The organism is Lysobacter sp. DMC104, assembly GCF_056313665.1.
Map to the genome: position 1 here is coordinate 1 of NZ_JBQUZW010000016.1, position 20,697 is coordinate 20,697.

General features: G+C 64.2%; 19 protein-coding genes. 9 read left to right on the top strand and 10 right to left on the bottom strand.

Annotation, left to right across the window (positions count from 1 at the left end; all coding sequences use genetic code 11):
• Window positions 1-127 precede the first annotated feature (127 nt).
• The 3 genes from ACT53R_RS17350 to ACT53R_RS17360 form a co-directional block, all read right to left on the bottom strand.
• Complete coding sequence (locus tag ACT53R_RS17350) at window positions 128-991, bottom strand: hypothetical protein (protein ID WP_476173168.1); 864 nt, start codon at window positions 989-991, stop codon at window positions 128-130.
• A gap of 95 nt (window positions 992-1,086) precedes the next feature.
• The gene (locus ACT53R_RS17355; protein ID WP_476173169.1) at window positions 1,087-2,289 is read right to left on the bottom strand and encodes a DGQHR domain-containing protein; all 1,203 of its coding nucleotides are present in this window, start codon (window positions 2,287-2,289) and stop codon (window positions 1,087-1,089) included.
• A complete protein-coding gene (locus tag ACT53R_RS17360) occupies window positions 2,286-2,879 on the bottom strand; it encodes a hypothetical protein (RefSeq protein ID WP_476173170.1) in 594 nt (197 codons plus the stop codon). The genes ACT53R_RS17355 and ACT53R_RS17360 overlap by 4 nt, the downstream gene beginning before the upstream one ends.
• 253 nt (window positions 2,880-3,132) lie before the next feature.
• Between ACT53R_RS17360 and ACT53R_RS17365 the strand changes: the two genes are divergently transcribed.
• The 3 genes from ACT53R_RS17365 to ACT53R_RS17375 are packed head-to-tail and all read left to right on the top strand — an operon-like array spanning window position 3,133 to window position 7,333.
• Entirely contained in the window at window positions 3,133-4,209 is a 1,077-nt protein-coding gene (locus ACT53R_RS17365) for a DGQHR domain-containing protein (protein WP_476173171.1), read from the top strand.
• The gene (locus tag ACT53R_RS17370; protein ID WP_476173172.1) at window positions 4,181-5,761 is read left to right on the top strand and encodes a radical SAM protein; all 1,581 of its coding nucleotides are present in this window, start codon (window positions 4,181-4,183) and stop codon (window positions 5,759-5,761) included. The genes ACT53R_RS17365 and ACT53R_RS17370 overlap by 29 nt, the downstream gene beginning before the upstream one ends.
• Window positions 5,762-7,333, top strand: a complete 1,572-nt coding sequence (locus tag ACT53R_RS17375; protein WP_476173173.1) for an ATP-binding protein — start codon at window positions 5,762-5,764, stop codon at window positions 7,331-7,333.
• Here the strand turns inward: ACT53R_RS17375 and ACT53R_RS17380 are convergent.
• The 4 genes from ACT53R_RS17380 to ACT53R_RS17395 are packed head-to-tail and all read right to left on the bottom strand — an operon-like array spanning window position 7,311 to window position 11,280.
• Window positions 7,311-8,324 (bottom strand): hypothetical protein, encoded by a 1,014-nt coding sequence (locus ACT53R_RS17380; RefSeq protein ID WP_476173174.1) that lies wholly within the window; start codon window positions 8,322-8,324, stop codon window positions 7,311-7,313. The two genes, ACT53R_RS17375 and ACT53R_RS17380, sit on opposite strands and share 23 nt — an antisense overlap.
• Complete coding sequence (locus ACT53R_RS17385; protein ID WP_476173175.1) at window positions 8,321-9,811, bottom strand: DEAD/DEAH box helicase; 1,491 nt, start codon at window positions 9,809-9,811, stop codon at window positions 8,321-8,323. The genes ACT53R_RS17380 and ACT53R_RS17385 overlap by 4 nt, the downstream gene beginning before the upstream one ends.
• Window positions 9,804-10,244 (bottom strand): hypothetical protein, encoded by a 441-nt coding sequence (locus ACT53R_RS17390; protein WP_476173176.1) that lies wholly within the window; start codon window positions 10,242-10,244, stop codon window positions 9,804-9,806. Before ACT53R_RS17390 ends, ACT53R_RS17385 begins: the two co-directional genes overlap by 8 nt.
• Complete coding sequence (locus ACT53R_RS17395; RefSeq protein ID WP_476173177.1) at window positions 10,237-11,280, bottom strand: hypothetical protein; 1,044 nt, start codon at window positions 11,278-11,280, stop codon at window positions 10,237-10,239. Before ACT53R_RS17395 ends, ACT53R_RS17390 begins: the two co-directional genes overlap by 8 nt.
• A gap of 704 nt (window positions 11,281-11,984) precedes the next feature.
• Between ACT53R_RS17395 and ACT53R_RS17400 the strand changes: the two genes are divergently transcribed.
• The 6 genes from ACT53R_RS17400 (at window position 11,985) to ACT53R_RS17425 (ending at window position 17,094) form a co-directional block, all read left to right on the top strand.
• Window positions 11,985-13,112 (top strand): cytochrome-c peroxidase, encoded by a 1,128-nt coding sequence (locus ACT53R_RS17400; protein WP_476173178.1) that lies wholly within the window; start codon window positions 11,985-11,987, stop codon window positions 13,110-13,112.
• 192 nt (window positions 13,113-13,304) lie between these two features.
• Window positions 13,305-13,721: a DUF1924 domain-containing protein gene (locus ACT53R_RS17405; protein ID WP_476173179.1), complete on the top strand. Its 417-nt coding sequence runs from the start codon at window positions 13,305-13,307 to the stop codon at window positions 13,719-13,721.
• The gene (locus tag ACT53R_RS17410) at window positions 13,718-14,257 is read left to right on the top strand and encodes a diheme cytochrome c (RefSeq protein ID WP_476173180.1); all 540 of its coding nucleotides are present in this window, start codon (window positions 13,718-13,720) and stop codon (window positions 14,255-14,257) included. The genes ACT53R_RS17405 and ACT53R_RS17410 overlap by 4 nt, the downstream gene beginning before the upstream one ends.
• Window positions 14,254-15,030: a cytochrome b/b6 domain-containing protein gene (locus ACT53R_RS17415; RefSeq protein ID WP_476173181.1), complete on the top strand. Its 777-nt coding sequence runs from the start codon at window positions 14,254-14,256 to the stop codon at window positions 15,028-15,030. Before ACT53R_RS17410 ends, ACT53R_RS17415 begins: the two co-directional genes overlap by 4 nt.
• A 49-nt stretch (window positions 15,031-15,079) precedes the next feature.
• Window positions 15,080-15,748 carry a response regulator gene (locus ACT53R_RS17420; protein ID WP_476173182.1) on the top strand — a complete coding sequence of 223 codons (669 nt, stop codon included), beginning with the start codon at window positions 15,080-15,082 and terminating at the stop codon, window positions 15,746-15,748.
• Window positions 15,745-17,094, top strand: a complete 1,350-nt coding sequence (locus tag ACT53R_RS17425; RefSeq protein ID WP_476173183.1) for an ATP-binding protein — start codon at window positions 15,745-15,747, stop codon at window positions 17,092-17,094. The genes ACT53R_RS17420 and ACT53R_RS17425 overlap by 4 nt, the downstream gene beginning before the upstream one ends.
• Window positions 17,095-17,133: 39 nt before the next feature.
• Here ACT53R_RS17425 and ACT53R_RS17430 read toward each other — a convergent pair whose 3' ends face one another.
• From ACT53R_RS17430 to ACT53R_RS17440, 3 genes are read right to left on the bottom strand one after another with little or no spacing between them, the layout of a single operon-like run.
• The gene (locus tag ACT53R_RS17430; protein ID WP_476173184.1) at window positions 17,134-18,186 is read right to left on the bottom strand and encodes a DNA methyltransferase; all 1,053 of its coding nucleotides are present in this window, start codon (window positions 18,184-18,186) and stop codon (window positions 17,134-17,136) included.
• Window positions 18,183-19,232, bottom strand: coding sequence for a radical SAM family protein (locus ACT53R_RS17435; protein WP_476173185.1), 1,050 nt, complete (start codon window positions 19,230-19,232; stop codon window positions 18,183-18,185). The genes ACT53R_RS17430 and ACT53R_RS17435 overlap by 4 nt, the downstream gene beginning before the upstream one ends.
• A gap of 17 nt (window positions 19,233-19,249) precedes the next feature.
• Window positions 19,250-20,689 (bottom strand): nicotinate phosphoribosyltransferase, encoded by a 1,440-nt coding sequence (locus tag ACT53R_RS17440; protein ID WP_476173186.1) that lies wholly within the window; start codon window positions 20,687-20,689, stop codon window positions 19,250-19,252.
• Window positions 20,690-20,697 lie beyond the last annotated feature (8 nt).

Here is a 20,697-nt window from a genome sequence, read left to right on the forward strand (position 1 = left end):
CCGGAACTGGTCCGAACCCGATACCCTCCCCACGGGACTCACCGCCTGAGTGGCTACAAGATCCGTACGCAGGTCAGCGGCACATGGTGCCGCCCTCGCCGGTACAGGAGGATGTCAAGAGAAGGCATTACCGCAGAGCTGTGATCACGACGGGCATGCCGATGATTCCGGAAATCTCGTTCTGGCAATCGAATCCGAGCCAGTTCTGGTTTGCCTGCCCAGTGCTGTCGACCGCAGCGCCGTACAACTCCAGCTTGTTCCTGTCTAAGATGCCGAATTGCAGCGTTCCCCCAACCGTGTCGTGCTGCCCTGCCAGCATGCGTTTTTCAAGCGCGATTCGGGGCTCGACACCTCGCCAGGCCGGACAATCCAGCTTCACGACTTCTGTGATCTCCTCGCGCAAGGCTTCGGTGTCTGCTCCGACAATAGCCATCTCGCCCTTGCCCAGGTCGACGTGTTCGACAATCTGTTCGAATAGCGCATTGGGATTCGTCGATCGGGGTCGAATCCTGTAGGCAGTCATATCGTTCTTGTCCTGTAGGTGATCTTCCGTATCGATGCCGAAAAGCACGAATTCGCAGTACGGCGGCTGATTAGTCTGATAGGCGACAGCCGCGTCGCGGATGTACCTCTCCGACAGGTGCCGAATCAGGTTCGCGACATCAACCAACCGGGGCAAGGTGATCTGCTTTCCCGCCTCTTGTGGATGCAGGTTCTCCAGCATCACCGAAGCCGCGGCATGGGTCAGTAGCGCAGGTACCACGGCGCCCGCATATACCAACCCAAGCTCCATCTCTAAGGCCGGATATACGGCAGGTATGTAGCATGTCCGGTCGTGTGCCGTCACCTTGAGTCGCAGCACCTTCATCGCCTGGTCGGTAACGCGCCGAACATTCGTGGATTCTTCTGATTTCGGTATCGACACGCGAGAGTCGGCAGCGGCCCAGATCGTCCCGGCGTCGGCAAGCTTCCAGACAACTGCATTCGTCATGTGCGTATTTTCCGGATCCGGTCGCAGAAGGGATGGCAACGGTCTGGGCGAGCTACGACGCCCTTCTCCATCGGGCTGGTCTCGCCTCAGGTCGTTTAGTCGAGGTCAGCCTGTTGTCCGGCGCCAGGGTTTGGCGCCACCGCCGCCCCAAGCAGCAGCTTCTCCAGCCTGCCCGCGTCTGCACTGCTCGAGCCGAACTCCTGGGTCGTAATGTCGTAACCCACGGTGTTTCGCTTGAGAGACGCCGCCAGATCGAGAAAGAACACCTCCTCGAGCTTCGGGTTGTGCTGCTTGACCTCCGGCCAGATCTTCTTAAGCACGCGCATCAGCGCCTCGTAACCCACGGTGCGCCGGAAGACCGGCGAGGGTCGCTTGGCGCCGCCTTCGTCGGTGAAGTACCGCGTGATGTCCCATTGTTCCGGGAACGTCTTGGCGATGGCTCCAAAATACAACTGCATGGTCTTCAGGATCAGCTCGTCTCGTCCGTTGCGGAAGAACGCATTGAACGGTCGGTTGTTGTCCTTGGGCACTTCGCCGTACTTCAACGCGATGGAATCCTCATCGGGAGTATTGGTGATCATGTCAAGTAAGTATTTCACGAAGCTCCCCTGGGTGAGCATCTCGGTGGCTTCTCGGCGCTTTCCCAGCATCTTGATCCCGCGATAGAACGGACCGTCTTCCTGCGAGTTCATCGCCCGGGCGATCTCATGGCAGGTCAGGTAGGGGCTGCGCTCCGTTGACAGCCCGAACAAGTCGTAGATCAGGGATTTTGGAACAGGCGTCTGCTTGCTGTTAATAATGGAGAAGACATAGGCCTTCTCAGCCGGCATCAAGTCGAGCATGACGACGACTGGCAGCCCGAAATCCGAGATGTCGATGCCATTGAGCTTGGCCTGCTTCAAGCCCTTGATGCGATGTTGGCCGTCAAGCAGCTCGCCATAGAGGAAATCGTTACCAGCGCCTTCCTTGGCGTAAGCGGGCACGTCCTCATCTTTCAGATTCGGCGCCGAAAACGTGATCACGTTGCCTGTGACGGTGGCGTAGCGGGAATCGGCCGAAATGATGATTGCCGTCGGAAAAGTCGCATCGGGATCCTTGACGTAGGTCGCGATTTCGCCGATTCGCTTGCCGCTGGATTCGCGCTGCACGTCGGCGTTCGGCTTTTCCTTGTTATCGGGTTCGTCCTTTCGCGCACTTATGCGCAAGCGGTCGACCAGTTCATCTGCCGTGATCGACGTGACATAGAACAGTCCGATAGGCTGCTTGACCGGGATGCAGGGATAGGTCTTGCTGGTCATGAGTCGAAGTCGCTCGGGTTGGAATCCGCTTTGTTGGCTTCGTCGAGGAGCTTATTGGCGTTCTCGTTGATCTGTTCCGTGAATGCCTCTTCGACGTCGAGCTTGAGCAAGCAGAAGACGTAGATGCCGGTGAGGGCCGCGAGCAGGGACACGACAATCTGCACACACCCATTCAGGGCCAAAACCGACTGGTTGGCCAAAACCTGATAGGGCATCAGGAAAAGGCAGACCACGAACACCAGCAGGACGACCGCCTTAAGTACATCCAAGCGCCACGGCCGGTTGCCGTCGCTTTTGGCGATGTGGGCGGCCATGAAGACCGAACAGGCGATGGAGGCGACGAAGGGGATGACGGACAGGTAGAGCGACCCAGACGCCAGCATTTCCTCGGCCAACTGCGAAACGGGCTTGTGCCCCGTGAGCCATGCGCCGACAAGAGGCGCCCAAAGCCCAAGCGTACCGAGGAACAGGTTGGTCCACACGAATGTGAACGCACCGTACCGGTCTTCTTTCAAGTAGCGCTTCGGCGCAGCACGCCAATTCGCAGGTAGCAATTGCCGGTGGTCTTGGGAATTGAGGGGATTACTCATGCGGACGGGTGTCCCTGCCGGATGTCGGCCATAGCTGCCAATTGCACCGCATTCAGGGGTGCTTTAACAACTACATTTGGCACCATTCCTTCGTGTGATCAATGACTTATCTGCTATAAAAAATCTGCAGCCTGAAACTGCAGTATGGTCCCGGTGTCCTTCGCGCCGATTCGTCTCTGCCAAAAAAAGATCGCTTTTTCGCAAGAATTCGTGTGTAATCCACCCCTAGGGATTTGCCTTGCTTGGGGTGAATATGCAGTCAAAAACTGCAAAAGTGGTTGCCGACAACTGCGTCAGGCTGGATGGCCTGCTGGGCAGGTGTGGCGACCGGGAGGTATTCCTAGGCTTTGCGTCCGCCGCCCAGCTTAGTCGCCTCAGCTTCAGCGATGTCCTCGACGAGACTACCGGTGCCGGGTACCAGCGGCGCTTCTGCCGCGACCACAGCCTGGCGTTCAAGCGCTACATCCAGGGGGAGGGCGCCACGACCATCCCGCTGACCTTCAACCTGCGCCAAGGCACGCCGTTGCGCTGGTCGCTGGAGCACAGCCGCAATTCAAACGCCGCGGTGCTAAGGCTAGATGCCGGCGGTCCGCCTGTGATGGCGCAGGTCGATTGCCAGCACCGCTTGGGCTACCTCCGGGAAAGCCCGATCACCTTTGCCTTCATGGTCTTCATCGGCCTCACGGTCGAAGAAGAGATGCGCATTTTCCGCGATATCAACGGCAAGGCCAAGGGCCTCAACAGTAGCCTGCTCGACTACACCGAGGCCAAGCTCGCGCAGGACGATCTCGGCGTGGCGCACCCGGAAATCGCGCTTGCGCTGCGCTTGCAGGAGGATCCAGATTCGCCTTGGCGGCACCAATTGGACTTGGGCGGAAACCGCACGAATGGCACCCAGCGCGTGGCTTCGCTACGCACGATGCAGAAGGCCATCCGCCGCTTCCGCCGCGAGGCGCAGGACGACAGGACTAGCCTGGACGACGTAGGTCGCCAACTCATCGATTTCTGGAAAGCGGTGGCGCAGGTCTATGCTTACCCTTGGCTGCAGCCGCGCCGCCACCTGATCCGCAAGGGTATCGGCGTGTACTCGCTGATGAGCATGGCGGGCGTCTTCGTTCGCGAGGCGCATTGGCGCGGACGGCGCGTCGACAAGGACTACTTCCTGGAAAAATTGTCGGATTTCTGCGATCGCATCGACTGGAGCAATACCGGGCCAATGAAGGGTTTCGGTGGCGCCCACGGTGCCGACCAAGCATTCGAATTGATGAAGTCGATCCGGGAAAAGACGTTACGAGGGATGCATGGCAAACAAGAACATCCTGCTCATTGAGCCGGGATACAAGAACAAGTATCCCCCGCTCGGGCTGATGAAGCTCGCGGCCTACCATGGGCCGTATGGCAAGCGCGACAACGTCAAGTTCATCAAGGGTAGCGATGATCGTTCGGCCCTCAACAAGAACTGGGACCGCATCTACGTCACGACCCTGTTCTCGTTCGAGTGGAAGGAGATCGCCAAGTCGATCGACTTCGCCATTGATGCCGCCCAAGGCAACACGTCCAAGGTGTTCGTCGGCGGTATCGCCGCGTCCCTGATGCACGGCGAGTTCCTGGCCGAGAAGCGCTGGCTGGGCATCCGCTTCATCAAGGGCTTGCTGAGCGAGCCCCCAGCAACCGCCCTGCAGCTGGACGATTTCGCCGGCGAACTGTATTCGGGCGACACCAGCGGCACACCCATCGAAGACTTGGTCCCGGACTACGACATCCTCAAGCAGATCGACTACCAGTATCCGGTGCGCGATGCGTACTTCGCCTATGCTTCCCGCGGCTGCGTGCGCAAATGCCATTTTTGCGGCGTACCTAAGCTCGAGGGTGCTCAGCGCGATGCGCAGCCCATCTCCGAAGTCGTCCGTGGCGTCGAGGAGCGGTATGGTCCGATGAAGGACCTGCTATTGATGGACAACAACGTTGTCGCCAGTGCGAATTATCGAAGCATCATCGCCGAGATCCGCGACTTGGGCTTCCACCGCGGCGCCAAGCTGCAGCGCCCCGGACAACGCGTCGCGGTCTCTCGTCGCGTCGACTTCAACCAGGGCGTCGATGCCCGCATCTTGTGCAAGGACAAGATGTACCTGCAGGAGATGGCGACCATCGCCATCAAGCCGTTGCGCATCGCCTTCGACCACATCGGCGCCCGCAAGCCGTACGAAACCGCGATCCGGTTCGCCCACGAGGTCGGCCTGCACGATCTGTCTAACTACATGCTCTACAACTTCCATGATTCGCCGGAAGATTTGTATGAGCGGATGAGGTTGAACATCAACCTGAATGAGGAGCTTGGAATCCGCATCTTCTCGTTCCCGATGCGCTACCAGCCGACCGATATGAAGGATCGCAGCCACATCGGCGAGAAATGGAGCCGGTATGAGTTGCGCGCCATGCAGATTATCCTGCAGGCTACCCACGGTATCGTCAGCGGTTCCCCGGACTTCTTCAAGGAGGCTTTCGGCGAATCGACAGAGCGGTTCCGCGAGCTTCTGCTGTGGCCGCAGCACATACTGTTCAATCGTGCCTGGTACCAACGGCACGACGGCCGCGCCGAGTTTGAGGAATTCAAGAGTCATTTCGCGAAACTTTCTGCTTCCGACAGAGACGAGCTTCGTGAACTGTTGACTGGGGCGCCATCGGAGTTCGAGTCATTGGTCGGCCAGGCTAAGAGTGGCTCCGTCAACCGCGTGCTTCCGTTCTACGTGTCACCGGTAAAGAGCGAGCTAAAGAAAATATGGGACGCAATGCGCGAGAAGCAGTCGGCCGTTGCCGCCGCTGAAGCCTCGATTCCCGAAGACGAACTGGTTGAGGACGCCGGACTGGCGGAGGCAATCTGAATGGAAGGTTCCAGCAACGTGTCTACTATCGTCGCTAACATTGATCCCTCGAGCCTGAGCAGGCCGCGCCCCATCACCGAACAAGTCGTGGTCGGCAAGGACGTGCTGGATTTGCTTGCCGGCGCCATGTATGCCGACCCACTGACTGTCTTCCGCGAGTACGTGCAGAACGCGGCCGATGCGATCGACTTGGCCCGCGCCCAAGACCTAGAGCCAGGCGAGGGCTTCGGTGTTGAGATCACGCTTGACCGCGCCACCCGCACCATCCTCGTGCGCGACAATGGCGCTAGTATCCCAGCTGACGAGTTCGTGTCCCGTTTGACCGCCATTGGCGCAAGCCAGAAGCGAGGCAAAGTCCTGCGCGGCTTCCGCGGTGTGGGTCGCCTGTCTGGGCTGGGCTACTGCCAGGAACTGCTTTTCCGCGGCCGCGCTGAAGGCGACGCCAAGGTCACCGAACTTCGCTGGGATGGGCGCAGGCTGCGCGATTTGCTGCGCGATCCCAACTACACTGGCGACTTGGGCAGCCTGATCCGCACAGCAATAGAGGTACGCAAGCTTCCCGCCGAAGGCCAGCCAACCCGGTTCTTCGAGGTAGAGCTGCGCAAGGTGGCCCGCCTGCGCGGCGACCTGTTGCTCAACGACGACAACGTCCGCAGCTACCTGTCACAAGTCGCCCCCGTCCCCTTCCATCCCGAGTTCAGCCTGGGCGCAAAGATCGCCGCGCACCTGCGCGAACAGGGCATTCGCGAGCCTGTCCAGATACGCCTCGCCGGGGATGCTGAACCGATCTACCACCGTGCCCGCGACCACATCGAGTTTGGGGAAAAGCACAAGGACGCGATCCAGTCGGTCGAGTTCCTAGAATTCCTGGGTCAGGACGGCGAGGTGGAGGCCTTCGGCTGGATCCTAGACCACGCCTACCTCGGTGCGGTGCCGCGCCGGCTGGGGCTGGGCGGCATTCGCCTGCGCACCGGCAACATACAAGTGGGCGATGAGCAGATCCTAGCTCACCTATATCCCGAGCCGCGCTTCGCGTCCTGGGCCATTGGCGACATCCACATCGAATCGAAGGCGGTTCTGCCCAATGCCCGCCGCGACGAGTTCGAAGCCAGTGTGGCCTATGCCTACCTGCAGGATGAGTTCACGATCTTCCTCAAGCGTATCGCCCAGACCATCCGCGACCGCTCACTGGTGCGTAACAGGATCCGCAAGGCTCACGCAGCGCTGGCCTTGGCCGACCAGTGGCTGGACCAGGTGAAAGGAAAGGACGTGCCGCATGCGGTGCTGCAACGCATCCGCGTCATTGTCGAGCAACGCATCGGCGAGGCCCAGCAGCATCTGGACAAGGTCGCCAGCGAAAGCGCCGAGGCGGCGCAGTTGCGCCACCGCATTGGTACGACCGCCGGCCGCCGTACCAAGCTGCTCAAGGACGAGGATCCGACCCGCGGCCGCCGGTCGGCGCAGGATAAGGCCATCGACGTCGCCATCACCGTGATTCTCGAGCATGCAGCCACGCCAACTGCCGGCCTGACCATGTCCCGACGCGTGCTCAGTGCTTTTGAGGGCTCTTGATCTTGTTCGACAACTGGCCAGTCCGAGTATGGATGCGGTCCAGTTCGAACTTGACGTTCTTGCGGTCCTCCTCGGACATCGCTTTGATCTCTTCTTCGATGGACGCTTCCGCCAGCCACTGGCGGAAGTCCTTGAGCTTCCGGGCATGGTAGTTGCCGGCGCCGCGCAAACGGGCATCGTCTGAAGCATCCGAAAAACTCATCGTTCCCTTGACGAACTTTTTGAGCGTGTTCCCGCCGATATTCGCGATCTTGGAGAGGTCGTCGCGCAGGTCGACGGCACGCCGGATCTCGCCAGACTTGATCTTCTCGGCGACGACCTCGTAGAACTCGGGATAAAGCGACTTGGCCTCCTTGAAGGCACGTCCCTTGAGCAGTTCGTCATAGTAGCTCCACTTGTCGGCTTCACGTTCATGGTGGTCCGCCATGAACTGGTAGACCGAGACTAGGTGGGTCACCTTCTGCTTGCTCAAGCCGACCTCCTCGGCTAACAGTTCGACAGTGATCCCGTGATGCTTGAATCTCCTATAGAGGTAACCGGCTTGCTCAAACGGTTGCCAGTCCTTCTTGCCCACCATGTGGTACTCGCCCAGCAGCGAGAACACCTGGCTGTCCGTGACGTCGGGCGGCAACACTTTCGCCCGGATGAAATTCCATTTCCCTGGCTCCTGATGTGACAGCAACCGATAAGCCGCCAGGCGGCTGTTGCCTTCCAGCACCACGTTGCCCCTGACTAGAATGGGCTCGATCAGGCCGCCGTTGTTGCGGATGCTGTCGACCAGCAAGTCTCGCACATGATCGGCTTTCGACAGCACCTTATAGATGTCGTCCTGCGTGGGCTCGGTATCTTCGTCGGTCCGCACGATCGAATATATACGTGGATTCTCTGGATAGAAAAGCAACTGCGCGTGTGGGAGTTCGCAGGAGTGGACCTCGATCTTCTTCCCACGAAGCAGGATGGTGTCTGGCGTGGAGTTCTCTGGAATGTTCATGACTGACTTGCGGAGCCCAAAATACCTTTCAGGATGTCGAAAAATGATAGCGAAGCCTTCGAGGCGTACTCCGCTTGGTCAATGTCGCCCTGCGTGAGCATCGCGGCCAGACGTTTTTCCTCTATCAGCGACTCGATCCACTCGTCAACCGAGTCCTGCATGATCATGTTGTATACGTAGCAGGTTCGAGTTTGAGAGACGCGATGGATCCGGTCCTGGGCCTGAAGGTAGTCGTCGAGGCTGTAGGTGCGGTCGTAGAAGACGACGTGATTGGCCACGGTCAGCGTCAGTCCTTCCTTGGCGGCTCCTGGGGTGGCGATCAGAATGCGATCTTCTGGATTCTTCAGGAACCACTCGACAACTGAATTTCGGCGATCCATTGAGAGCTTGCCATGCAGGGCATTGGCCCCAAAATGCGCCAAACGCTTGGCCAGCCAATCCGCGTTTTGGTTGAACCCGGTCCAGACGATCAGCTTTTCACCTTTCTTGGTGATGTCTTGGGCGAGGTCGAGCAAAACCCGCAACTTGCCGGGCTCCGCAGTATAAGACTCATCCACTAGTTTAGGGTTGGAAGCGATTTGCACGAGACGGAGCAAGCGCTTGAGTATGGACTCTTGGTCTTCCTCAATCAGCTCACCCTTGCGGGTCACTACAATCCGCAATTCCTCGCAGGCTTGACGATAGAGTTCGTGCTGTGCCGGCTCCCAGTCGGTCACGAGGCGTACGAATTCCTTATCTGGAAGAGATATCCGCCCGCTATTCTTTGTCTCGCGCACCGAAATGGCTATGAGCTTCTCGCTAACCGTTCCCAGGCGTTGCTGGTATTCGACAAACGCCTTCGGATTGTCCCGGTAGGCTTCCTTGAAATCGTGCTCGCTCTTGAACGCGTCGAAGTCCGTTCCCAGCGCGTTGCCCTGATCGAGGAAGAACACTTCCGACCACACATCGTACGGACGATTCGCCACCGGAGTGCCGGTCATGATCACGCGCCGGGTGAAATTTGGCGCCATCCGGTGGTAGACCTTGGTCAGCGCGGACTCCGGGTTCTTGATCTTGGCCGCCTCGTCCATGATGATTGCGACACGCCGTGTCCGGAGCCAAAGCTGCATCCGCTCCTCTTCCTTGCGCGCCACCTCGTAGTGGGCGAGGACTAGGCGGGTGCCGGTCGCGAACGTCAGATAATTGTTTTTTCCGCTTTCGGTGAGGATCATCGGCCGGATATGGCTATGGAGCTTAAACTCACGCTGCCAATTGGCGATCAGGCCCTTCTTGGTCACAACGAGTACGGTGTCGACCACCTTATCCTGCAGCCAGCGCAAGATGACGTCGACGGCGATCTTGGTCTTGCCCAGACCCTGCTCATGGAAAATCGCCGAGTATTCCCGCTTGACGACGAAATCGACGGCTTCCGCCTGGTAGGGGAAGGCGGCAAGCTTGGCCTCCAGACGAGGCTCGCTTTTTAGTGCAATGCGGGAAGTTTCAGGCATTCCAACGGGTCTCAAATTCACGGTCGTCGTCGAGCAGCCATTCGCTTACGATTAGTTCGACGCGTTCGCACTTCACTTCGCGACGGAGAGTTTTGGCCACGCGCAACGCCGTGCCCGCAATGCCGAACGGAACCGAGATCCAAAGCAGGCCGCCGGTTTGGGTCAATAGGAATTCGTAGTATTCCACTAGTTGGCGGTGCGTGTGCGCATTGTCAACGTCACGCTGGGTCTTGGCTTCGCCGATGACGGTGAATCGAGTATCCCGTCGGATGGCAATGAGATCGGCTTGGGATTGGCCGATGACAAAGGGTGCCGGATGCTCTCGCGTCGCTGGATGATCCGCCCAGATATCGAGGGTGGCGCCGTCTGCCCACTCGTGGACTGCGCGTAGCGTCGCAGCCACCAGTCGGGAGTGGGTTTCACTTTCACTCATCTCGACTGGGATTGATCAGCTCGTCCAGCGACTGAAGTTCGATCAGACAATCGGAGACGGCTTGGCTGGTGCGGCCTTCGGGGTCCTCGCGCAGGGCGCGGATGTCCGGGTGCTCAAGCTTGCGGAGCTTGACCGCCAAGGCGGACGCCAGTTGTTCGATCGTAGCGTCCCGGATGATCTCGGTAGACGCCGGCTGCTCCAACAGACGCAAGGCTTCACTCGCGCCCCGGGCGAGAAACTTTTGTTTAGCTGCTGGATTGGCTAGGATGCGCGGCAATGCACGAACAGTCTGCAGAGGCTTGAACCTAGCGTCCAGATCTGCGGTACCCACCCATTTTGCGAAGTCGGTCTTGGTATGACCGTGTCGAATAAGCGCATCAACGACCGGAGGCTTTTGCAATTCCACGAACGCACTGAAGCGAGATTGGTCCAAAGGAGCGCCTTCCAGCAAAGGGATGTAGTAGTCCTGCATGTCGGTGTATGCGGCGATCAGTTCCTCGATCTCGCGCTTGCGCCCACTGCCTCCGCAGATGGCGTGGATATCCTCGATCGCCATGTGCTGGCCATACTTGAGGTCGTGCAGGTACTTTGCCTTCGCGTATGGTCGCCATGGCCGCGGGCCGACGAGATGCGCCTGTAGGCGGACGGCATGCTCGCCACGCTCATCGCCTTTGGCATGGAGGATTGATGGAATGGTCGACCAGTCGCCGTCCGCCCCTTCCTTCGCGAGCATCAAGTAGATCGCAACGCGCGTATTGCCTTCGATGACGACGTATTTGCCTTCTTCCGCCTCGGATGGAACGACGATGATCGGGTTCATGACGCCCCGATTCGCCCGGATCGATGCCTTGAGGCTCGAGAACGACGTGGACGCGCCGCGCTCCTCATCGGTCGCGGAATGCTGCCCCAGCATCAGGATGATCAGTTCCGAACCAGGCGGCGTGGCGTAGGTTTCAGTGAGCGCGGCGATCCGCGGGTTGCGCGGGTCGAGAACGAGGTCGCCAATCGCGACCTGCCGAATGTTGAGCGGTTCCATCCCTTTCCCCCGAAAGGCGTCCTAGCAAGATGACGATTGGTCACCCGACGGCCAAAAACCTATGGCTTACCAAGGGAATGAAAGCACATCATTCTATGGAGTTTCAAGCAAACACGGTGGAGTTGACGCTCAGACCTGCTCCGGCTCAGCGTTGGATTCTATCGTTGCCGAATCCGCCTATAGGCTTGATCAATCATCGAGTCCCTATCAACAACCTCTATCCTGAAGGAATAGACGGAAGCCCTGAGCGGCGAGACGGGTGCGGCTTGAGTTACTACGACGCCGACCGCTATCCGGCGTACCTCATTGCAACTGCCTAAGCATGTCAGCTTGGCTACTCATACTCACCTAGCCTTGTCAGTTTGCACTACTTCATCACTTGGCCGTGTCAGTTGCGGTTCTCATCGCTAGTTGCCAGCGGCACCTCCCCGCGTAACAAACTCCTTTTTGAACAGCAATTTGCGGTTGCCGCAGGACGTGCTGACATACCTAATAAGCCTCGACATGATGGCTTCGGCTTTCCGTCAGCGGCGCCATCGGAGACGCGGAATCCGGAGATCGGGGGCCATGCGACTGCATTCAAGGCTTCAGGCTGCGGCATGGGACCGCGGGCGGCATGTGCGGTTCGGCAGGGGGCCGGCCTGCTTTAAGGCCGCCTTAAGGCTGACGGCACAGGGTGGATGCCCCATCCGAGGAGTTCCGCCATGCGCCTGCCCGTTCCCCCCTGGAGTCTCCTGGCGCTGGGCGTGCTGGCCGCCGGCTGCGCCCGCGAGGCCGCGCCGCCCGCCGACGGCGCTTCGCCCGCCCCGGCGCCTGCGACGGCGACCGCCACGCCGCCGGCCGGCCCGGCTGCCGACCCGGCACTGCTGAAGCAGGCCCAGGCGCTGTTCCAGCCGATCCCCGACAAGGCCCCCGATCCCGCCGGCAACCCGGTGACGCCGGAGAAGATCGCGCTCGGCAAGATGCTGTACTTCGACGGCCGCCTGTCCTCCAGCGGCGTCATCAGCTGCAACTCCTGCCACAACGTCGGCATGGGCGGCATCGACGGCGTGCCGACTTCGATCGGCCACGGCTTCCAGAAGGGCCCGCGCAACGCGCCCACGGTCTACAACGCGGTGTTCAACGTCGCCCAGTTCTGGGACGGCCGCGCCGAGGACCTGAAGGCGCAGGCCAAGGGGCCGGTGCAGGCGGGCGTGGAGATGAACAACAAGCCGGAGGTCGTCGAGGCCACGCTGAAGTCGATGCCCGGCTACGTGACCGCGTTCCAGGCCGCGTTCCCGGGCGAGGGCGCGCCGGTCAGCTTCGACAACATGGCGAAGGCGATCGAAGCGTTCGAGACCACGCTGATCACCCCGGGCGCACCGTTCGACGCCTTCCTCAAGGGCGATGTGCGTGCGCTCACCGCCGACCAGCAGGCCGGCCTGAAGCTGTTCATGGACAAGGGCTGTTCCAGCTGCCACAACGGCGTGAACCTCGGCGGCGGTGCGTACTTCCCGTTCGGCGTGGTGCATGCGCCGGCCGATGCGGTGCGTCCGGCGGGCGACCACGGCCGCTTCGCCGTCACCAAGTCGCAGGGCGACGATTACGTGTTCCGCGCCGCGCCGCTGCGCAACATTGCCGTGACCGCGCCGTACTTCCACTCCGGCAACGTGTGGAAGCTGCAGGAGGCGGTGACGATCATGGGCGACGCGCAGCTCGGTGCGACGCTGGCGCCTGACGAAGCCGAGAAGATCCATCTCTTCCTGCATTCGTTGACCGCACCGATCCCGAAGATCGATTACCCCGAATTGCCGGAACGCGATGACGCCACGCCGAAACCGTCCGGCGTTTGACCCGGTACGCACGCCGCTGCACGCGAACGTCCGCGGGGCTTGCTCCCGCGGACGTTCGCGTGTGTGCGTGCAGCGGCCTTCGCATGCAGGGATTCGCGCATGACGCGTAATGCCTGCTTAAGTCCCGGCGCGCATCGTGCCCGCATCCATCGATGCGAGGGCTTCGACATGCGACACACGATCACCCGCGGAATGGCGCGCAGTTTCGGCGCCGCCGCACTGCTGCTGGCGACGTTCGCGTCGCCGGCGTCGACACCGGCGGAACTGCAGCGCGCGTATGCCGCCGAGGCGGCGAGCGCGTCGCCGGGATTCCGCGGCTTCTCCGCCGAACGCGGACGCCGCTTCTTCACCACCACCCACGGCAACGACTGGCGCTGCGCCAGTTGCCACACCGACACGCCGACCGCGGAAGGCCGCCACGCGGTGACCAGTCGCACGCTGCGCCCGCTGGCACCCGCTGCGAACCCGGCGCGCTTCACCGACGCGGCGAAGGTGGAGAAATGGTTCCGCCGCAACTGCCGCGACGTGGTCGGGCGCGAATGCACCGCAGTCGAGAAGGGCGACGTGCTCGCTTGGTTGTCCTCGCTGCGCGCGGGCGGTGCGCGATGAGCCGCCGCCATCGCATCGCGGTCGCGAGCGGCCTGCTGGCGCTGCCGTTCGCGCTGATGCTCGTGCTGGCCGCCGCGCCGGTGCGCGCGGATGACGACGAGGACGACGAAGGCCGGCGTCCCGTGCGTGCGCCGATGCCCGCGGTCTACGTCGAGGAATGCGGCAGCTGCCACGTGCCATATCCCGCACGCGGACTGCCGGCGTCGTCGTGGCGCGCGCTGATGGCCGGCCTCGACCGGCATTTCGGCAACGACGCTTCGCTCGCCCCGGCGCAGGCCGACGCGATCCGCGGCTGGCTGCTCGCCGGTGCCGGCACGCGACCGGCCGACCCCGCGGTGCCGCTGCGTCTCACCCGCGCACCGTGGTTCGTGCGCGAGCACCGCGAAGTGCCGGCGCCGCTGTGGCGTTCGACCGCGGTGAAATCCGCCGCCAACTGCGCCGCCTGCCATCGCGGCGCCGAGCGCGGCGTCTTTTCCGAACACGACGTGCGCCTGCCGCGCGCGTCGTCCCCCGCTTCCGCTGGAGCCAGACCATGATGATGACCGCCGTCCACGATGTGCCGCCCGCGGGCGATGCCGTCGAACGCGCCCGCCCGGTGCTGGTGTGGGATCTGCCCACCCGCGTCTTCCACTGGAGCCTCGCCGTCTGTTTCGCCGGCGCCTGGCTCACCTCCGACAGCGAACGCCAGCAACTGCTGCACCTGCTGTTCGGCTACAGCCTGTTCGGCCTCGTGGCGTTCCGGCTGGTCTGGGGCCTCGTCGGCAGCCGCTACGCGCGCTTCTCCGAATTCCTCCGCGGTCCCGGCGCGACCTGGCGCTACGTCGTGTCGATGGCGCAGGGCCGCCCGGCGCACCACGTCGGCCACAACCCGGCCGGCGCGGTCGCGATCTGGCTGCTGCTGGGCCTCGGGTTGGCGACGGCCGGCGTCGGCATCGCGATGGTGACCGGCGGCGGCGAGGCGCTGGAAGAGGTCCACGAAGCGCTGGCGACGGCGATGCTGGTCGTCGTCGGCCTGCACCTGCTGGGCGTGGTGGCCGGCAGCGTGCTGCATCGCGAGAACCTGCCGCGGGCGATGGTGACCGGGCGCAAGGCCGGGCTGCGCCCGGAGGACGGCATCGCGCGCCCGTCGCTGTTGGTCGGCGGCGTGCTGGTGCTGGCGCTTGCCGCGTTCTGGGCGCTGGGGCTGTCGCAGCAGCGACTGCCGTTCGGCCTGCCGGGGGCCAATGCGGACGCGGGCGAGGGCGGCGAGATGCAGGCCGGCGGACGGACCGGCGGTGATTCCGATGACGACGATGGAGACGACGATTGATGACTGTGCCCGCGCTGCCGACAATGGGTTCCCGGGAAGGAGAGCGATGATGCGCCTGCTCGTGGTGGAAGACGATCCGTTGCTCGGCGAAGCGCTGAGCGTGGGCATGCGCCAGCGGGGGTTCGCCGCGGACTGGGTGCGCGACGGCATCGCCGCCCAGACCGCGCTCAGGACCTCGAACTTCAACGCCGTGGTGCTCGACCTCGGCCTGCCGCGGCTCTCTGGCCTGCAACTGTTGCAGCAGCGGCGCGAAGCCCGCGACCGCACGCCGGTGTTGATCCTCACCGCGCGCGATGCCATCGACGAACGGGTACGCGGTCTCGATGCCGGCGCCGACGATTACGTGGTGAAGCCGGTGGATCTCGACGAACTCGCCGCGCGGTTGCGCGCGCTGATCCGCCGCAGCGACGGTGATCCGCGTCCGCGGCTGGAGGTCGGCGCGCTGAGCATCGATCCGGCGGCACGGCGCGCGGTGTGGCGCGGCACGCAGGTCGACCTCTCGCCGCGCGAGTTCGACCTGCTGACGGAATTCGCGCGCTCCGCCGGGCGCTGGCTGAGCAAGGAGCAACTGGCCGAACGCCTCTACGGCTGGGACGACGGCATCGAATCGAACGCGCTGGAGGTGCACGTGCACCACCTGCGCCGCAAGCTCGATCCGGCGCTGATCCTCACCCAGCGCGGCGTCGGCTACATGCTGCAGGCGCTGGATCCGGCATGAACGCCGCCGGCCCGCGTCGCGCCTTCTCGCTGCGTGCGCGGCTGCTGGCGGCGATGCTGGCCACGCTGACGGTGGTGTGGCTGGCGGCGTCGATCGCCAGCTACGCGCAGGGGCGGCACGAACTGGACGAACTGCTCGACGCGCACCTGGCCACGTCCGCGGCGCTGCTGGTCGCGCAGGCGTCCGACGATCTGGAGGAAATCCGGCTCGAGCACCTGCCCGACCTCGGCGACGCGCACCAGCGGCTCGCACTGCAGGTGTGGAACGACGGGCGGCTGGGCGTGCACAGCGCCAACGCGCCGGACGCGGCGCTGGCGCCGTTCCGTCGCGGCTTCGCCGACGTGCGCGTCGCCGGCAAGGCCTGGCGCGTCTACGTCGCCCGCGGCCAGGACGACATCTGGGTGCAGGTGGGCGAACCGCAGTCGGCGCGCGAGGACATCCTCAGCGAATCGCTCGATCGCCAGGCGCTGCCGATGCTGCTGGCGCTGCCATTGCTGGGATTCGGGCTGTGGATCGTGGTCGGCCGCGGCCTGTCGCCGCTGCAACGGCTGGCGCAGGCGGTCGAAGCGCGGGCGCCGCTGGATACCGCGCCGATCGCCGACGCCGGTGCGCCGGAGGAAGTGCGGCCACTGCTGGACCGGCTCAACGCGCTGTTCGCGCGCACTGGCGAGAGCATCGCCCGCGAGCGTCGCTTCATCGGCGATGCCTCGCACGAACTGCGCACGCCGGTGGCCGCGATCCGCGCACAGGCGCAGGTCGCGCAGGGCGCGCGCGATGACGCCGAGCGCCAGCGCGCGCTGGCCGGGGTGATCGCCGGCTGCGACCGCATGACCGCGCTCACCGAACAATTGCTCACGCTGTCGCGGCTGGAAGCGGGCGTGCTCGACGCCGGCCATGCCGACGCGCTGCTGCGTGCGTGCGCGGAGGACGTGATCGCCGAACTCGCGCCGGTGATCCGACGCACCGGTGCCTCGGTCGAGCTTGCCATGCCCGCGGACCTGAAAATCGGCTGCGGCCCGCAGCTCGTGCACAGCGTGCTGCGCAACCTGATCGGCAACGCATTGCGCCACGGTGGCGACGGCGTGCGCGTACGCGTCTGCGCACAGCGCGACGCCGGCGAGACCATGCTCGACGTCGCCGACGACGGCCCGGGCATTCCGCCGGAACGCCGCGCGGACGCGCTGCAACGCTTCCACCGCCTCGATGCCGCGACCGGCGACGGCGCGGGCCTCGGCCTGGCCATCGTCGGACGCATCGCCGAAGTTTGCGGAGGCACGATGACCCTGGGCGAGGGCATCGACGGACGCGGCCTGGGCGTGCGGTTGCGGCTGCCGGATCGCGCATGATCGGCCACGCGTGATCGACGGCCGCTGATCGGCGACGCGTCAGTCCGCGTCGCGCGGCGAGAGATCGAGGCCGATCCAGCGACCGTCGCCATGCAGGCGCTCGGCGCGCAGGTAGTGATGCCGGCGCACCGTGTCGGGATGCACGTCGGCGTTGACCGGATCGCCCCACAGCGACAACCGGAAGCCGAGCCGCACCAGCGTCTGCAACAACGCGCGGAAACGTTCGGGGTCCGCGGTGACGTGCGCGTCGATGTCCGACGGTCGCGGTGTGCCCGGCGCCGGATCGCCCTCGTGCCACGGCAGGAAGCTGCCGTGCACGCGCAGATCGTGGCGCTCGTCGCGCAGGTGGTCCAGCAGCGCGCGCGCACCGGCGATGTCGAGCGTCGGCCGGCGCTTGCGGAACACCAGCGCGTATTCATGGCTGCGATCGGTGCGCGCCGGATCGTCGTCCGTCGATGACGCCACCTCGCGGGCGGGATACAGCAGCACGCGTTCCTCGCAGGGCTCGAACAGGCTGCCGAGGATCCGCGCCAGTTCCCACGCCTGCGGCACCATGCGGTCGCCGAGTCGCACGTTCTGCACCATCGCGACGCAGTGGCCGCCGTCGGGCAACGCGTCGCGCACGGCGTGGAAGATCGCGCGCATCGCCATCAGGTACATCGCGAAGTCCGGCGTCGCGTACAACTGGCCGACGCGCGCGTCGCCAGTCCAGTCGCAACCGAAGTAGGGCACGTTGGTCAGGCACAGGTCGATGCGCGCATCGAAGCGCCGGTGCGGCAATGTGCCGCACAGGATCTCCGCGTCGACGCCATGCCGCCTCAGGCGCTCACTTGCGAGCGCCGCGCGGTCCGGATCGATCTCCATGCCGAGGCCGCGCCGTCCTTCCAGCGACGCCGCCAGCAGCGTCGTGCCGAAGCCGCAGAACGGATCGAACACGACGTCGCCCGGGCGCGAGAACGCGCGCACGAACGGCCGCATCTGCGAGACCCAGCCGCAGTCGCGCCCGTGCAGCGGATCGCGGTCGCGCAGATCGTCCGGCAGCGCCAGTTCGGGCGGATCGGGTTCGAGCATGAGCCAGCTGCGCGCGGTCATGTCGCTGCCGCCTCCCACAGCACGTCGCGATCCGGCGACCAGCCGCCGCACAGACGGCCGTTCGCATGGAACACGAGCTTGTACAGCGCACCGGACGCATGCCGTGCGTGCATCCGCGCGTAGTCGGACGCCTCGAACACCACGTCGAAACCGTCGCGATGACGCAGTCGCAGATTGTCGAAGTAGTAGCCCGCGGTGCGTTCGACCGGCGTCAGCGCCGCGCGCAGCGGTGAGGCGAGCACGGCATCGATCAGCGCCGGCATCGGCACGCGCGCGGCGTCGACTTGCCGCCGTGTCGCATTGTCCCGATAGCCGTCGTCCAGTCGCGAGAACTCGCGGAAGATGACGGTACCGGCGCCCAGCGTCGCCGCCCAGCGCAAGTAAGCCGCGACGCCGTCGGCATCGTCGATGCCGCCGCGCTGCACGAGGCATACCAGCCGCAGCGGAAAGCGGTCGCGCAGGCGACGCGCGACCATCGCGAACGCATCGCCGTCCGCGATCGGCTCGCCGGGCCGGAAGCGCATGATCGCCTGGTTGCGCGCGGTGTCGGGATGGTGGCGCGACAACTCGATCCACGACAGTCCGAAACGCGAAAACGCATCGACCAGCGCGTCGCCGTGCGCCTGCGCAAAACCGGCGCCGTTGCTGTACAGCACGCGCTCGGCCACCGGCACGCCGTCGCGTGCGGCGGCGTCCAGCGCGTCGAGCATGCGCAGGCACCAGTCGGCGTCATCGGTCGTTTCCAGGCCCGACAGCGAATACGACAGCGGCAGGCCGTGCAGCTGGACCAGCGCGCCGCGCAGCGCATCGAAGTAGTCGACGCCCGGACGCAGCGTCGCCGCCGCGCGACCCGCACCGGTCTCGCGCAGGTTTTCCGAGCAGAACGTGCAGCGCGCCGAACACGGCCGCGCCGTTGCGTAGGGTGTGAAGGTGATGGGCTGCGCGACCCGATGCTGCCGGCCGCCGATGACGTGCGACACCCAGCGCGTCGCATCGTCGTCGGGCGGCAGGCGCCGTCGCAGCGGCAGGCCTGCGACGGCGTCCACGGTGCTCGCATCCACGCTCAGAGCCGTTCGGCGTCGGCGCGGGCGCGGATCTCGTCGAAGGTCCAGTCGCGCACCAGTCGACCGTTCTCCCACACCGTTTCCATCGCGTCGTCGAAGCCCGCGGGCTTCTCGACCTCGGCCAGCGACGCCGCGTCCGGCGCCACCGGCACGGTCCGGAAACTGCCGTATTCGCGATGGCGCAGCAGCGTCATGCGCCCGCGCTTGCTCTGCTTGCCCTTGTCGGTGACCGGGTCTTTCCAGACGTCGATCCACCGGCCGTCGACGCGCGCGGCCGAGCACTTCAGCGCGAATTTCTGGGTGTCGCGGTTGAGCTGCTGCAGCAGCGCGCCGCCCATGCCGAAGGCGACGTTGTCGGTGGCGTAGCCGGCGCTGGTCACGCGTTCGAGGATGGCGCGGATGCTGGTCGGGTTGATGCCGTCGCCCTGGATCACGCGGACGTGGTTCAACACCTTGTAGCCCTTGCCGTTGACGGTGTGGCCAAAGGCCTCGTCCAGCAGCTCCAGGCACTCGTGCACCACGGCGACCGGATCACCCGAGTCGGGACGGATGACGACCGTCGCGCCTGAGGCGATCACCTCGTCCTTCAACGTCTTGCCCCAGTGCTCGCGGATGGCGTGGAAGATGTCGTAGCTGTCCGACACCACGGCGACGATCGCGCCGGGCTTCGCGAACTGCGTCAGCATGTTGCGATAGGCGTCGACCTCGCGCTCGCGGCCCCAGCTGGTGATCGTGCTGTGCTCGGCGGCGGGGATCGAGAAGCCGGCCATCGGCGCGTGGTAGAACGCGCGCGCCGCCAGCAGGCCCGACACGGTGTCGGTGCCGAGGAAATTGACGAGGTGCGCGCAGCCGCCGATCGCCGCCGACTCCGCGCTGGACACGCCGCGCGCGCCGAAGTCGTGCAGCTTGAACGGCAACTGCCCGGCCGGGTCGTCGCTGGTGCGTTCGAGGAACTGGCGGATCGTCTGCTTCGCGTGCCAGCTGATCGTCGCGACCGTGACCGGATACCACACCCGCAGCAGCAGGGTTTCGAGGTACGACGGCACCCAGTACGCCTGCGCGTCGGTGGATTCGATCGTCACCAGCGCCTGGTGCGTCGGCACCACGGTGCCCTCGGGCACGGCGCGGATGCGCACCGGCAGGTGGCCGCCGAGGCGATCGACGATGTCGCGCCAGCCGGCTTCGTTGAACGGCTCGCCGTGCGCGGCATACAGCTCGCGCGCTTCGTCGATGTCGGCGTGGGTGATCGGTCGGCCGAGGTGCTGCTTGAGGATGGCCTGCAGGCCGAAGAACACGGTGCGGTCGTACACCCCGCCGCGCGATTCGACGTAGAAGAACGCGGCATCGGTGCCGGGCGGATACTGCAGCCAGTGGCTGGCCTTGTAGCTGTCCGTGTTGAGCAGGACGTTGTCGAGGCCGGGGATGTGGGAAGCATGCATGACGGGAA